This is a genomic window from Kosakonia sp. CCTCC M2018092, assembly GCF_003864115.1.
Lineage (GTDB): Bacteria > Pseudomonadota > Gammaproteobacteria > Enterobacterales > Enterobacteriaceae > Kosakonia > Kosakonia cowanii.
In genome coordinates, this window is the sequence record NZ_CP034225.1 from 1,426,859 (window position 1) to 1,441,510 (window position 14,652).

At 58.2% G+C, this 14,652-nt stretch carries 9 protein-coding genes and 1 pseudogene; 2 read left to right on the plus strand and 8 right to left on the minus strand.

What is annotated here, in order from left to right; translation table 11 throughout:
* Window positions 1-56: 56 nt before the first annotated feature.
* Together ssnA and ygfK are read right to left on the minus strand one after the other, a co-directional pair.
* A complete protein-coding gene (gene ssnA / locus EH164_RS06775; protein WP_124967716.1) occupies window positions 57-1,391 on the minus strand; it encodes a putative aminohydrolase SsnA in 1,335 nt (444 codons plus the stop codon).
* The gene (gene ygfK / locus EH164_RS06780) at window positions 1,388-4,492 is read right to left on the minus strand and encodes a putative selenate reductase subunit YgfK (protein ID WP_124967717.1); all 3,105 of its coding nucleotides are present in this window, start codon (window positions 4,490-4,492) and stop codon (window positions 1,388-1,390) included. Before ygfK ends, ssnA begins: the two co-directional genes overlap by 4 nt.
* Before the next feature lie 412 nt (window positions 4,493-4,904).
* Between ygfK and EH164_RS06785 the strand changes: the two are divergent.
* Window positions 4,905-5,681: pseudogene (locus tag EH164_RS06785) on the plus strand (XdhC family protein); the annotation flags it as partial.
* Between the two features lie 75 nt (window positions 5,682-5,756).
* On the opposite strand, the gene arcC reads toward EH164_RS06785, so the two are convergent.
* The 5 genes from arcC to ygeW are packed head-to-tail and all read right to left on the minus strand — an operon-like array spanning window position 5,757 to window position 11,868.
* Window positions 5,757-6,689 (minus strand): carbamate kinase, encoded by a 933-nt coding sequence (gene arcC / locus EH164_RS06790; RefSeq protein WP_124967719.1) that lies wholly within the window; start codon window positions 6,687-6,689, stop codon window positions 5,757-5,759.
* Complete coding sequence (gene hydA, locus EH164_RS06795; protein WP_124967720.1) at window positions 6,686-8,107, minus strand: dihydropyrimidinase; 1,422 nt, start codon at window positions 8,105-8,107, stop codon at window positions 6,686-6,688. Before hydA ends, arcC begins: the two co-directional genes overlap by 4 nt.
* 51 nt (window positions 8,108-8,158) lie before the next feature.
* Window positions 8,159-9,370, minus strand: coding sequence for a YgeY family selenium metabolism-linked hydrolase (locus EH164_RS06800; RefSeq protein WP_124967721.1), 1,212 nt, complete (start codon window positions 9,368-9,370; stop codon window positions 8,159-8,161).
* A 52-nt stretch (window positions 9,371-9,422) separates the two neighbouring features.
* Complete coding sequence (gene dpaL / locus EH164_RS06805; RefSeq protein WP_124967722.1) at window positions 9,423-10,622, minus strand: diaminopropionate ammonia-lyase; 1,200 nt, start codon at window positions 10,620-10,622, stop codon at window positions 9,423-9,425.
* A 58-nt stretch (window positions 10,623-10,680) separates the two neighbouring features.
* The gene (ygeW, locus tag EH164_RS06810; RefSeq protein WP_124967723.1) at window positions 10,681-11,868 is read right to left on the minus strand and encodes a knotted carbamoyltransferase YgeW; all 1,188 of its coding nucleotides are present in this window, start codon (window positions 11,866-11,868) and stop codon (window positions 10,681-10,683) included.
* 480 nt (window positions 11,869-12,348) lie between these two features.
* On the opposite strand from ygeW, the gene EH164_RS06815 reads away from it, so the two are divergent.
* Window positions 12,349-14,118, plus strand: a complete 1,770-nt coding sequence (locus EH164_RS06815; protein WP_124967724.1) for a sigma-54-dependent Fis family transcriptional regulator — start codon at window positions 12,349-12,351, stop codon at window positions 14,116-14,118.
* Window positions 14,119-14,148: 30 nt separating this feature from the next.
* Here EH164_RS06815 and EH164_RS22905 read toward each other — a convergent pair whose 3' ends face one another.
* Complete coding sequence (locus EH164_RS22905) at window positions 14,149-14,331, minus strand: DUF987 family protein (RefSeq protein ID WP_124967725.1); 183 nt, start codon at window positions 14,329-14,331, stop codon at window positions 14,149-14,151.
* Window positions 14,332-14,652: the final 321 nt, after the last annotated feature.

Genomic DNA, 14,652 nt, shown 5'->3' on the forward strand with positions numbered 1-14,652 from the left:
ACCCTACCGTGTAGCGCCTGCCCGCCCGGCTTGCACCAACGGGCGGGCAGGCGGGGTCAGTTCAGGGCATCCATCCTTGCCCATAGCCGTTTCGCCACCGCCTGCGCCTCGGCGAACAGCGGCGCGCAGTCGAGGGTAAAGCGGCGATCCTGGTAAATCATCCTGCCGTTCACCATCACGCTGTGCACGCTGTTGGAACTAAGGCCAAACGCCAGATGCCCGGCGACATTCGCATCAACCAGCGGCGTCGGCGGCAGATAGTCGCAGATGGTCAAATCCGCTTTATACCCCGCTTCGATGCGGCCAAAGCGGGCGTTAAAGTTGCGGTTCAGCACTTCGTTGCCGTTATAGAGCGCACGGGCGAAGCTGTCGGGCCACAGCGCGCCGCCCGCATCGCGGTGCTTGAAGAAGGCGAACTTTAGCTCTTCAAACATATCGGAGCCGATGCCGTCAGTGCCGAGGGCAAGGTGGCGGAACTGCGCCAGCCGGTGGTTATAGCCGACGTGGTTATTCATGTTTGAACGGGCGTTATGGATCAGAAAACCGTCATGGGCATTGAGCAGCGAGATATCGATGTCGGAGAGATAGAGCCCGTGGGCGACAAGGGTTTTGTCATCAAGCAGGTCATACTCAGCCAGCCGCTCCAGCGGATCCTTTCCGTAATGGTGATGGCTATGGGCGACATCATAGCGATCCTCGGCGACATGGATATGCAGCCCGCGCCCGGTCGCTTTTCGCGCCTCGCTGAGCATCACCAACCCTTCGTGCGGCACGGTGAAGGGCGCATGCGCGCCAATACAGGCCTCGACCAGATAAGGCTCCTGCTCTTTTTGCCGTGCGGCGTCGATCTCTTTGGCAAAGCGGATATTCTCCTCCACGCCTTTACACACTTCGCGCAGCCCTTCGTTGCGATCGGTGGTCTCAAAGCAGGTCATACCGCGCAGCCCGACGGTGAGAAAAGCGCGGCGCAGCTGGCTGAGCGAACCGGCGATATACCCCGGCGAAGCGTGATGATCGATAACCGCCGTGCAGCCGCTGCGCACCGCTTCCAGCGCACAGATAAGCGCGCTGTAGTAGAGCGACTCGGCGTCGATGGCGCGGTCGAGCCGCCACCAGAGGTTTTTCAGCGTCGAGATAAAATCGGGGCTGGGGGCGATTTTCGCCTGGATCCCGCGCGACAGACCAGAGTAGAAGTGGTTATGGGCGCAGACCAGGCCGGGCATTACCAGCCGGCCCTGCATCTCTATCACCTGCGCGCCCATATAGCGCTGCTCCAGCCCGCTGTCGATGGCGAGGATCAGATCATCTTTAATCGCGATATCGACCTGTTGCCACACTTTCGCCGGGAAGAGCTGCGCGGCGGTGGCATTTTTCAGGATGGTGATACTCATTGTTCTACCTCGCTAAGCAGATAGGGATGGTGCTGGTGAACGTGGCCGATAATGCGGCACATCGCCTCCAGCTGCGGCGGCACATGATCGAAATGGCCATCCGCATCGATATCGAGCTGCCACCGCTGGTCATGCTGGCGGATAGAGACGCGCTGGTTGTCGATGAAAAAGCCGGGGTTGTGGCTGTTGAGGAAATCCTCTTCGAGGCTGAAGAGGGTCACTTTGTCCTGATAGGGCTTCCCCTGCCACGGGCAGAACTGCGCGCAGTTGCCGCATTCGTTGCACCAGGCATCCAGATGCAGGGTCTGGAAACGGTTGTTGAAGCCGGGGATCGGCAGCGAGATATTCGCCCGGTTCGGGCAGACATCGACGCATTTGCTGCAAATGTAGTTGCAGGCCAGGCAGCGGCTCGCCTCCTGGGCGACAAACGCTTCGCGATCCGCCTTATCCACCTGCGCCGTGGCGATGTCGCCTTTGCGTCGGTAAATCTCCGCCGGGTCGACGTTGCTCCAGTATTTGTTCTGCTGATGGCTGGCGAGACTTTCGCGCGCGAGGATCGCCTCCGCTGCCCGCCGGGCATTGCCGATGGCGGCAACAATCGACGCCGGGCCGTTTTGCACATCGCCAATTAAAAAGACGTTGGCGAGGCGCGTTTCACCCTCAATATTGACCGCCACGCGCCCCTGATCATCAACAGGCAGGCCGAATGCCGCCAGCGCCGCATTATTCTGCTGCTCGCCGATGGCGGTAATGACGCTATCGACCTGCATGGTGCGCGTTCTCTCTGTCGCCTGCGGCTGGCGACGCCCTGCGGCATCGGCCTCGCCCAGTTGCATCTCGCGCAGGGTCAGCGTGCCGTCTGGCGCAAACTGCTCCGGGTTGCTCAGCCACGCAAACTCCACGCCTGCGCGGCGCGCCTCTTCATACTCTTCACGCCAGGCGGGCATCTCTTTGCGCGAGCGGCGATAAACCACGGTGGCACGCTCAACGCCCGGTATGCGCAGCGCCGCACGGGCGCAATCCATCGCCGTGTTGCCCGCGCCGATAATCGCCACATGTTTACCGGGCTGCAACGGCTCGCCGCGATGAAAGGCGCGCAGAAACGCCAGCGATGAGTGAATATTCGGGTTATCGCCGCCCAGCGCCACGGAGCGGCTCTGATCCGCGCCGGTCGCTACCAGTACGTAGTGGAAACCCTGCTTTCGCAGCTGCGCAACGGTCAGGTGCGGGTCGCAGCCATAGACGATCTTCACGCCGTGCTGCACCACGAAATCAATATCGTGCTCAATCAGCGCAGCCGGAATACGAAACGGTGGAATGATGTTTTTCACTACGCCACCGGCGCTCGCTTCGCGCTCGAACAGTGTTACCGGATGTCCGGCGCGGGCGAGAAAGTAGCCGGCCGCCAGCCCGGCAGGCCCGGCACCGATTACCGCTACCGGATGGCGTGAACCGGAGCCTGCCGGTTTATGCCAGCGGCGTCGGTACTCTTCCCACCCCTTTTCCAGCGCGACCTTCTTCAGCTCACGAATATTCACCGCGCTCTCATAATCGAGGCGCGTGCAGTTGTACTGACACTGGTGATCGCAGATATGACCCGTCATCGCCGGGAGCGCGTTACGCTGGTAAATCAGCGCCAGCGCATCGGCGTAGCGCCCCTCGCCGAGCAGGCGAATATACTCCGGGATATCCTGTTTGATGGCACAGGCGCTGACGCACGGCGCAACATAACAGTCGGTGGCGGGCAGCGGGCGGGCGACGTCGATGCGGTCGTCCGGCTTCCACGCTTTCTGCGTGTACTCCATGGTGATGGCGCGTTCAGCCAGCGCGTCGAGGCGCGCAACGTCAATGGCGGTCATCTCCCAACCCTGCGCCTGCTCCAGCTCGCGCAGGCAGGCGGTGAGGCGCAGATAGCCGCCCGGTTTCAGCAGATCCGTTGCCAGCGTGATGGGGCGAATGCCGGTCTCGAAAATATCGCGGATGGTGAGCTGGCTGGCCCCGCCGGAGTAGGAGATGGGCAGCTTGCCGTCGAAGGCGCGCGACAGCCGGGCGGCAACATTGATGGCGAGCGGGAAGAGGGCGCGCCCGGACATATACATCTCGCCGCCCGGCAACACGCCGCGGGTGTTGACCGTGCCAAGGGTGTTGGTCAGCTTGACGCCGAAGCCGCGCTGCTGCCCGGCCGCCAGCGCCATTAGTCGCGTCAGCATCGCCACCGCCGGGGCAAACTGTAAGTCGTGGGCGAAGGACTCCTCATTAAGCACAATCTCCTCAAAGCCGCAGCGGTCGAGGATCTCGCGTACGCGCCCGTAGCCCAGCAGGGTCGGGTTGAGTTTGACGAAGGTGTTGAGGCGCTTCTCCACCAGCATATAGCGGCAGATCGCTTCAATCTCATCCGGCGGGCAGCCGTGCATGGTGGAGAGCGTCACTCCCTGCACCAGCGTGGCGGGAATGCGCTCAGAGAGGGATTGCAGCCTGGCCGAGCGGGCGTGATTTGGCAGGCGGGCAAGAAAATCGGCGTTATTCAGGCAGTGATGCAGGGTGGTGCGATAGAGGTGAAATTTTGGCTCCGCCGAGGAGTCCATCATGCGGGCGATAAAGGTCTGCATCGGTGGCTGCTTGATCCCTTCAAGGTTGTAGCCGACGCTCATATTGAAAATAAACGATTTCTCTTCTGTTCTCGGCGTCTGCGGGAACACCGCATCGAGCAGATGCAGCACAAACCAGGCTTTCAGGTACTCATCCCAGGCCTTTGCCAGGGTGAACTCCGTCGACCACTCGGTATTAAAACCGGCATCTGCGGCATCAATACAGGGTTTTTCAATCTCAAGGCGATCGAGGATCTGCACGGTTTTTAATTCGATAAAACGCCCGCCCGTCAGCCAGGCGGTAATAATATTTTGCGCCAGTTGCGTATGCGGCCCGGCGGCCGGGCCAAGCGGGGTGGCGCAGGTCTCGCCAAATACCGTAATCGGCCGCGAACGAACGGTTGAACAGAATTGCTGTTCGGGAATGCCAAATATTGACCGCTGGCTCTGATACTCCGCAAAAATACGCGTCAGCAGCGCCTCAAACGGCACGGGGCGCATAATATCTCCCATAACCCTCTCCTCTGGCTTATTCAGATAAACGACATTGCCGCACTATTTTTCATCGCAGCGGCGAGGGGAGAGAAAGCAACAATCACACCACTCCTGGCTTAAGTGATTGAAAGAGCGCGAAAGTGTGAGGTATATCTAAAGTTGTGCTGGTTGAGGGTGCTCTATTAAGCCGTTATTAGGCAGGCGTGATTTTCATTTTCTCAAAAAGCGCAGAGAAACTATCAGAGTGATAATTTCCTGCCCGCCGCTGCGTATTAACGCTGTTATCGCTGATGACTCTTCAGGCAAATAACAGGCTCGTTTACGACGCGGCTCACGCTTTAAAAAATAAAACGGCAGACGAGTATAAATATTGCATTACTCAAAGGTGAAAAAGCGTGCCACGCGCGGACTAAATAACCTTGAGGATGTTATGACGATTTTTGCAGAAGCAGCAAAGCTTGAAGAGCAGAACCGGCCTTTTGCCCTGGCGCAGATTATTGACAGCCGTGGGTCAGCCCCCCGGCACACTGCGCAGATGTTGATTCGCGATGACGGCACGATCATCGGCACCATCGGCGGCGGCGTGATTGAGCGTCACGTTATCAACGAGGCGCTGGAGGCACTGCGGGAGAAAACCGCCCGCGTCTTTCATGGCCGTATGGCACGCAGCGGGCAGAATGCGGTCGGCGCAGACTGCGGCGGCGCAATGACGGTGCATATCAGCGTACATGGCCTGCGTCCCCGGCTGGTGCTGGTTGGCGCAGGGCATGTTAACCGCGCGATGGCGCACGCCGCGGTGCCGCTCGGGTTTGATATCGCCGTTGGCGACACCTATTTACAGAGCCTCACCTCTGATGCCTTCCTCCCCTCCATTCGGCTGGTGTATGGGCAAAACTTTGTCGAGGTGCTCGATAACCTTGCTATTCAGCCGCAGGACTACGTGCTGATCGCCACCCATAACCAGGATCGTGAGGCGCTGGAGCTGCTGATTAGCCAGCCGGTCGCGTGGCTCGGACTGCTGTCGAGTCGGCGTAAGGTGCAATCCTTTCTGCGCCAGCTGCGCGATGCGGGCGTCAGCGACAGCGCGCTTGCCCGCCTGCGTGCGCCGGTGGGGTATGACATTGGTGCCGAGACGCCGCAGGAGATCGCCATCAGCGTGCTGGCGGAGATCCTGCAGGTAAAAAACCGTGCGGCGGGCGGGCTGCTCGGCCTCAACGTGCCCGCACACCAACAGAGTGAAACGCCGATCGCGGTCAGCTGATTGGGCAAGCCCGGCCGCTGGTTACTGGCTAATCAGCGTACCGGTTTTGCCCTCAATGCCCGCTTTCGCCTGGCGTAGCCCGGTGATCAGCGCCTGGCGGCCAGGCCGCGAGCGGGCAAAGGCGACGGCGGCCTCCACCTTCGGCAGCATTGAGCCTGCGGCGAAGTGGCCTTCGGCGATAAAACGCTCCGCATCCCTGACGGAGAGCCTGTCGAGCAGTTGTTGGTTGGGTTTGCCGAAGTGCAGCGCCACTTTCTCCACGGCGGTAAGAATGATCAACATATCGGCATCGATCATGGCGGCGAGCGTGGCGCTGGCCCAGTCCTTATCGATTACCGCGCTGACGCCGCGCAGATGCTGCCCCTCACGCACCACCGGAATACCGCCGCCGCCGCAGGTGATCACCACCTGATCGGCGGCCATCAGCGCTTTTACCGTCTCTTTTTCAATGATATCAACCGGTTTTGGCGAGGCGACAACCCGCCGGTAGCCGCGCCCGGCATCCTCCTTCATGGTGTAACCCTGGCGGATAAGCGCCTGCGCTTCAGCTTCGGAAAAGAAGGAGCCAATCGGTTTGTCCGGCTGGCTGAAGGCGGCATCGCCCGCCGCCACTTCCACCTGGGTTATCACCGTAGCGACGGGAATATCGAGGTTACGGGCGAGCAGGGCTTCACGCAGGGTGTTTTGCAGATCGTAGCCAATATAGCCCTGGCTCAGGGCGACGCAGACCGACATCGGCAGCATCGGCGTGTGCGCCTCGGTTCTGGCGGCGGCCTCGAAAGCGAGGGTGATCATGCCTACCTGCGGACCGTTACCGTGGGTGATCACCACCTGGTGCCCCAGGGCGACCAGCTCTGCAATGGACTGCGCGGTCTGCTGTAGCGCCTGCATCTGCCCGGCGAGATCGCACCCGAGCGCATTTCCGCCGAGGGCAAGAACAATCTTTTTCTTCATAGCACACTCTCTGGTAGCAACGGCTCCGCTGACGGCAGCGTAAGCGGCTGAAAGGGTTGGCGGCGTAAAAAGCGCCCCTGACCGGCGCTGCCGGTAAAGACGCCGTTATCGAAGATCACCCGCCCGCGCGACAGGGTCTGGCGGATCGCCCCCTGGCAGATAAACCCCTCCCACGGCGAGTAGTCCGCATTGTCATGCAGCCGGTCGTGGCGAATGGTGGTGGTGCGCTGCGGATCGATAATCACCACATCGCCATCCGCACCGGGAGCCAATAGCCCTTTTTGCGGCCACATGCCGAACAGTTTGGCCGGGTTGGCGCTGATGAGCGCCACAAAGCGCTCGGGCGAGATGCGCCCGGTCATCACCCCGTAGGAGAAGAGCAGCAGCAGGCGGTTTTCCACTCCCGGCAGCCCGTTCGGGCAGCGGCTAAAATCGCCGCCGGAGAGGGTCTGGCGCTGCGTCAGCGAAAAGGCGCAGTGATCGGTGGCGACGGTATCGATCGCGCCATCGGCAATGCCGCCCCACAGCGCATCATTGTGGCGGGCGTTACGCAGCGGCGGGCTGAGCAGATACTTCAGCGCGTCCTGGCGTTCGTAGCAGCGCTCGTCGAGCAGCAGATACTGCGGGCAGGTCTCCACCCATACCGGCTGCTGCTGCGCGCGGGCCAGACGCAGGTACTCCAGCCCCAGTTGATTGGAGAGGTGCACGATATAGAGCGGCGCATCCCCGGCCAGCCGCGCGAGGTTAATCACTCTGGCGATCGCTTCCGCTTCGCACTCCGGCGGACGGCTCAGAGCGTGGTAGCGCGGCGCAGTTTTCCCGGCATTGAGAAACGCCGCGCGGCGCTGGGCGATGGCGGCATCGTTCTCCGGGTGGACGGTGGTCAGCGCACCCGCCAGATGCAGATGGCGCATCGCCTGCAAAATCTCATCATCGTTCAGCTTGTACTGGTAGGTGAGATAGAGTTTGAAACTGCTGATGCCACTCTCCACCATCATCGGGATCTCATCGAGAATGCCGTGGTTCACATGCTGGATCACGCCGTGAAAGCTGTAGTCGATCACCGCTTTATAGGCGGCATAGTTATGGTAAACGCCGAGCTGGTGGCGCAGATGGCAGCCGGGCGGGCCAAAGCCCATATGATCCACCACCGTGGTGGTGCCACCGCAGGCCGCCGCGCGGGTGCCGGTAAAGAAGTCGTCGCAGCTGCGGGCAAGCCCGGTATCAATATTGAAATGGGTGTGAACATCGACGCCACCGGGCATCACATAACAGCCCGCGGCATCAATCACTTTGCAGGCGGCATCGGCCTCAATCGTGCTGGCTATCTGCTTAACCCGCCCGGCATCGATAAGCAGATCCGCGCAGGCTCTCTTGTCAGCGTTCACGATAAGGCCATTTTTAATCAGTACGCGCATAGAGACTCCATAACGCCCGCCGCCAAATCAAGCGGGCGTGACATCGACAAACTACGCAGTCGCCAGCCAGCTCAGCGGGATCGCGGCATACATCGCCGCGCAGGTGACCAGATGCGACTTCCAGGTCTTCTCATTCGGTGCATGGGCTTCCGGCTCTTTACCGGGGCCAAAACCGATCACCGGAATGCCGTGCCGCCCCATAATCGAGACGCCGTTAGTGGAGAAGGTCCACTTATCAACCACCGGCGCGCTGCCGAACAATCCCTCATAGGCGTTGTAGAGCGCGCGCACGGTGAAATGATCCTCTTCCACTTTCCACGTCGGGAAGTAGCACTCGGTAGGGTAGATAAGCCCGGTCCACGACGGGCGGTCATAGCTGTACATCGACACCACCGCTTCGGCCTTTTTCACCGCGGGCAGCGCGCGGATCTCCTCCAGCGCGCCTTCCCAGCTTTCGCCCCAGGTGAGGCGACGATCGATAGAGATGGCGCAGCTGTCCGCCACCGCGCAGCGGCTTGGTGAGGTGAAGAAGATCTCCGAGACGGTGAGCGTGCCTTTGCCGAGAAAATCGTCATTTCCCAGACGTTGCGACAGCTTCTCAAGCTCGCCGAGAATCGGAGCCATTTTGAAGATGGCGTTATCGCCGCGCTCCGGCGCGGAGCCATGACAGCTGACGCCATGCACATCGACGCGGATCTCCATGCGCCCGCGATGGCCGCGATAGATCTGGCAATCGGTCGGTTCAGTGCTGACGACAAACTCCGGGCGAATGCCGGACTGCTCAATGATGTACTGCCAGCAAAGCCCGTCGCAATCCTCCTCCTGCACGGTACCGGTCACCAGCAGGGTATACTCATCCTCAAGGCCGAGATCTTTGATGATTTTTCCGGCGTAGACCATCGAGGCCATGCCGCCCTCCTGATCGGAGGCGCCGCGCCCGCCGATCAGCTCATCGGTTTCAATCCCGTGATAGGGGTCAAAGCCCCAGTTTTTGATATTGCCGACGCCGACCGTATCAATATGCGCATCCATGGCGAGCAGCCGCGGGCCGTGACCGATATAGCCGAGCACATTGCCCATCGGGTCGATCTCCACTTTGTCGAAGCCGACACGCTCCATCTCCTCTTTGATGCGGTGAACGACGCGCTTCTCATCGCAGCTTTCGCTGGGGATGGCGATCATATCGCGCAAGAAGCGTGTCATCTCCGCTTCGTAGTGGTGTGCTTTTTCAACAATCTGTTTAAACGGGATAGCTTTACCCATTGTTCTCTTCTCCTGTTATGACGCTTGCCGCCTGGCGGTAACGCCGGGGAAATTATTCAGCCGCAGGATGCTTGCCTGCCCACACCACCTCGCGGTAGTGCTGTGCGTCGGTATCGCCTTCGGTGCTGATCAGCAGCACCACCGAGTCGCGATTAAGCTGTAAGCTTTTTCTCAGCGACTCGCCTTGCGGGTGTAGCGGGATGGCGGCGAGCAGACCCGCGCCGACGGCGCCGGATTCGCCGGAGATGATGCGCGGATCGTCACCCAGCGGATGGCCGAGCACACGCATGCCCAGCGCGGCGACGGCATCTTCACAGGCGATAAACTGGCTGGCGCAGTTGCGCAGGATCGTCCAGCCGAGCGGGTTGGGTTCGCCGCAGGCAAGACCCGCCATAATGGTCTCCATCTCGCCGCCGACCTTGACGATCTCCCCCTTCACGGCGGAGCGGTAGAGGCAGTCGGCCCGCTCCGGCTCAATAATCACGCTGTGCAGATGCCGGGCATCAAAGGTTTCTGCCAGGTAGTTGAGGACGCTGGCCGCCATTGCGCCGACGCCCGCTTGCAGGAAAACGTGAGTGGGGCGGGGCGTGCCCATCGCGGCCATCTGTTCGATCGCTTCATCAATCAGCGTGGCGTAGCCCTGCATTATCCAGGTGGGGATTTTGGTGTAGCCGGGCCAGGCGGTATCCTGCACCACCTCCCAGCCATTTTTTTGCGCCCGTTGCAGGGTAAAGCGCACGGTATCGTCGTAATTCATATCGGTGACGATGCACTCAGCGCCGAGGCGCAAAATGGCATCGACCCGCGCCTGCGCGGAGCCTTTTGGCATATAGATAACGGCGTTCTGCCCAAGCTGCTGCGCCGCCCAGGCGACGCCGCGCCCGTGGTTGCCATCGGTGCAGGTAGCAAAGGTGAGCTTCTCTTTGGCGATCGCTTTGACCTGCTCAAAGGAGAAGGCGTTGATATCAAGATGATATTTCTCGCACAACAGCTGCGCGATGGCGTAAACGCCGCCGAGCATTTTGAAGGCGTTAAGGCCGAAGCGCTGCGACTCATCTTTCACCAGAATCGTATCCACACCGACGCACGCCGCCAGCGCGTTCAGGGCATAGAGCGGGGTGGGCTGATAGCCCGCCAGCTTTTGATGGAACTGGCGCGCCTGCTGCGCCTGCTGGCGGGTGAAGCGCGGCGAGGCTTCGCCGGTAAAGAAGTGGTTTTCGGCAATATTGATACGCAATGGAAGAGCGGACATGTTCTAACCTTCTCCATAATGTCAGAAACAGTAAGTGGCCGACTGGCTAGCCGGGCGGTTACAAAATGCGTTTTTGCGCGTCGGTAAACAGCTGTTCCAGCAGCTGGCCCGGCTCGGCATATTTGCGACAGAGGATCATTGAGGCGATGATGTAGGGCTTCCAGCTCGCCTCTTTGTAGGTGGCAATGCGGTATTTTTCGAACACCTCAGCCGCGACTTCGCCTTCGTCGCAGGAGACGCCGCTGATATCCGCCGGCAGGCAGTGCATATAGAGCGCCTCGCCGTTGCGGGTGGTCGCCATCAGCGCTTCGGTACACTCCCACTCTTTATGGCGGGCGTTCTGCGCCAGGCAGTGCTGCTCCAGCGCTTTCAGCCCCTGATGATCGCTGGCGCGCAGTAACTCGGTGCGCTGCTCCATCACCGTGTAGGGCGCCCAGGATTTCGGGTAGACGATATCGGCATCCTTAAACGCTTCTGCCATATCATTGACCTGGCGGAAGCTGCCGCCCGAAGCTGCGGCATTGCTTTTTGCCACTTCAATGACATCCGGGATCAGGTCGTAGCCGTCGGGGTGCGCGAGGGTGACATCCATTCCAAAACGCGTCATCAGCCCGATGATCCCCTGCGGTACCGAGAGGGGTTTGCCGTAGCTTGGCGAGTAGGCCCAGGTCATGGCGATTTTTTTGCCCTTCAGCGCCTCCAGCGAGCCGAAGTGTTCGCGCAGCCAGGCGAGATCCGCCATCGACTGGGTCGGGTGGTCAATGTCGCATTGCAGATTAATCAGCGCCGGACGCTGCGGCAGCACGCCCTGTTTATGACCATCATCCAGCGCTTCGCCCACTTCCCGCATCCAGGCGTTACCGGCACCGAGATACATGTCGTCACGAATACCGATGGCGTCTGCGCAGAAGGCGATCATATTGGCGGTTTCGCGCACCGTTTCGCCGTGGGCAATTTGCGATTTGCCCTCATCAAGATCCTGTTGTGCAAGGCCGAGCAGATTGAGCGCCGAGGCATAGGAGAAGCGAGTGCGGGTGGAGTTATCGCGGAACACCGAAATGCCCAGCCCGCTGTTGAATACGCGGGTGGCGATATTTTCTGCACGCAGTGCCTTCAGGGCCGCGGCGACATCAAGTACCTGCTTCAGCTCATCCGGCGACTGCTCCCACGTCAGCAAAAAATCTTTCTCATGCAGATGCGAGTGAAGGGTGCGGATCTCCTTAATTAATTCATTAACAGTTTTCATTTTGCAATCCTGATTAAGAATGACGGGCTTACGCGTGGCGGTGCGGTTGCAGGGGGAGTGTGACGCGCGACGGCCAACGTGTAGTGGCACCCTAACAATAAGCGTGCCACTTCCCACCGGCTGCGCTGGCGGGCGGGTAAAGGGCAGGGTATATGTGAGGAATGTCACGGATTTTTGCGATGTTGCGCAGAAAAGAAGCAATACGCTGCGGCATGTGAAGAGACGATGCGGTGGCGATAAAAAGGCGAAACGGGAAATGCCGGAAAAATAACCGGGAAATAACCGCTAAATTGATAAAGCACGCAGCGTAATTATCAAATTGATAGCGAAATGTGATAGCTATTACATATTTACCATTCGTCACAAAGCGGTTGGGTGTGGTTATTCCGTAATAAGTGAAGGGGAGTGTTATCCTGCGATAAAGGAAAGCAGAGCGGAAAGATGCTGTTAAAAGTTTGTGAGCAATAAATAAGGACGATTATGATTCCATCCACCACGCCCTCCATTTTGATGCAGATTCAACCTAAGATACAAAAATTCGCCGGAATGCTGGCGAGCGTTCTGCAACTGGAAGTGGAAATTGTTGATAATTCATTATGCAGGGTCGCCGGAACGGGAATTTTTGATACGCAAATTGGGCGTAAATTAAATACAAGTTCACAACTATTGCGCCACATTGTTGAGACAAAAAAGGAGAAGGTGGTTACCCACTCGCGCTTCGATCCCTTCTGCAACGGCTGCCACAGCAAAGCGAACTGCAAAGAGAAGGCCTTTATCGGCACCCCGGTTATCTATCATGGGCAGTGTGTCGGGGTGATTAGCCTGGTGGCGTTAACCCATGAGCAGCAACTTCGCATAAACGATAATATTCAGGCCTTCTCAGATTATGTTCGTCATGTCTCGTCGATATTTGTCTCGCGTTTTCTTCAGGATCTCTCCAGTAACGATAATATTCAGAAAGTCTTTTTGACCATGATTGAATTTATGGATCAGGGCGTGCTGGTGGTCGGCCACGATCATAAAATTAAATTCGCTAACCCTTCGGCGCTGAAAATTATCGGTGCCTCCGCAGGAAATATGATTGGCAAGAGTATTCACTTTCGTCCGCTGACCTTTGAAGACCATTTCCGCCACGGCCATATGCTGCACGTCGTTTCATTCGATGATAAGAAAGAGCTTATCATCGGCCAGCTGCATGCGGTTCAGGATCAGTGGTTATTTTTAATGGCCTTTCACCAGTCCCACTCGTCAGCAGAATTAAGCGCAGCCCATGAGGAGCCCTTAATTGAGAGCCTGATCGGGGAGTGCCGCCCGATGCGGCAGTTGAAAAAGCTGATTCACCGCGTCGCGCCGGTCCCCTCAAGCGTGATGATTGTTGGCGAGAGCGGTACCGGCAAGGAGGTGGTCGCCAGAGCGATCCATAAACTGAGTGACCGCAGCGTCAAACCTTTTGTCGCTATCAACTGCGCGGCGATCCCGGAGCATCTTCTGGAGAGCGAGCTGTTCGGCTACGTTAAAGGCGCGTTTACCGGTGCATCGGCCAATGGCAAAACGGGACTTATTCAGGCGGCAAATCATGGCACCCTGTTTCTCGATGAGATTGGCGATATGCCATTAACCCTGCAGGTAAAGCTGTTGCGCGCTATCGAGTCGCGGGAAGTGCAGCCGGTGGGCGCCTGTCACCCGGTGCCGGTGGATATTCGTATTATCTCCGCGACCAATCAAAACCTTGCGCAGGTTATCGCCGAGGGGAAATTCCGCGAGGATCTCTACTATCGCCTGAATGTGATCCCGCTGCGCTTACCGCCGCTGCGCGAGCGCCAGGAAGATATCGAACTGCTGATCCACTACTTTCTTCATCTGCATACGCACCGGCTGGATCTGGTCTACCCGGGCGTTGCGCCGGAGGTGGTGGCTTTTCTGCAACGCTACCGCTGGCCGGGCAATATCCGCGAGCTTAGCAACCTGATGGAGTACCTGGTCAACGTCGTTCCCTCCGGGGAGATTATTGATATCTCGCTCTTACCGCCCAATCTGTTGAGCAGCGACAACGTGAACGGAACCGGCGCGCATGTTACAGCAGCCGAAGGGCGGGCAGATAGCGTTACGGCGCTGGAGGAGATGGAGCGGCAGATGATCTTTGATGCGCTCTCGCGTTACGGCAATAAAAAGCAGGCGGCGGATGTGCTGGGGATTGGTATCGCTACGCTCTATCGCAAAATTAAAAAGTATGCGCTGGAGGGGGCGTGAATAAAGGGGGAAATAGTCGGGGACAGAATATCAGTATGTCCCTTCAGGAATCGAACCTTTAATCAATCTATGTTTTCCGGTACAGAAGCGAAATAACCGGGACTGCGGATGCTGACAGTATATCGCCAGCGCCTGTTTCAGGCGTTCTGTAATTAACCTGTCGGCCTTACTGGGTTCAACTGACAGTAAATGAAACGTTCTCCGCCGGGACATAAAACCACTTATGTTTCTGATGTGTTCATTATGGCTATTGCTGTGTTTCCCACCTCAAGCAAGGCTATGACTTTCTGCCCCTTTTATCTCTTTCTGATCTAAAACCATATTTTTAAAAAAGCATGGGTAGTTTTATCTCCCTGATATTGATGCAAATCAATACAAGAACATTTTATTAACAACTTTCCGTTTGTTTTTACTACTGCGACATAAATGTTTTTTTTGCGCTGGGGGTAGTTCATTACACAGCTATGACGTCACAACCATTCATTAACATTTAGTAGAAAGTTCTTAAGAAATTTCTATATAACGATTAAAGAT

Excerpts from the sequence above, each read along its gene's own strand:
- ygeW (WP_124967723.1), bottom strand. The coding sequence starts at position 11,868 with ATGAAAACTGTTAATGAATTAATTAAGGAGATCCGCACCCTTCACTCG.
- dpaL (WP_124967722.1), bottom strand. The coding sequence starts at position 10,622 with ATGTCCGCTCTTCCATTGCGTATCAATATTGCCGAAAACCACTTCTTT.
- EH164_RS06815 (WP_124967724.1), top strand. The coding sequence starts at position 12,349 with ATGATTCCATCCACCACGCCCTCCATTTTGATGCAGATTCAACCTAAG.
- EH164_RS22905 (WP_124967725.1), bottom strand. The coding sequence starts at position 14,331 with ATGTCCCGGCGGAGAACGTTTCATTTACTGTCAGTTGAACCCAGTAAG.
- EH164_RS06800 (WP_124967721.1), bottom strand. The coding sequence starts at position 9,370 with ATGGGTAAAGCTATCCCGTTTAAACAGATTGTTGAAAAAGCACACCAC.
- hydA (WP_124967720.1), bottom strand. The coding sequence starts at position 8,107 with ATGCGCGTACTGATTAAAAATGGCCTTATCGTGAACGCTGACAAGAGA.
- ygfK (WP_124967717.1), bottom strand. The coding sequence starts at position 4,492 with ATGGGAGATATTATGCGCCCCGTGCCGTTTGAGGCGCTGCTGACGCGT.
- arcC (WP_124967719.1), bottom strand. The coding sequence starts at position 6,689 with ATGAAGAAAAAGATTGTTCTTGCCCTCGGCGGAAATGCGCTCGGGTGC.
- ssnA (WP_124967716.1), bottom strand. The coding sequence starts at position 1,391 with ATGAGTATCACCATCCTGAAAAATGCCACCGCCGCGCAGCTCTTCCCG.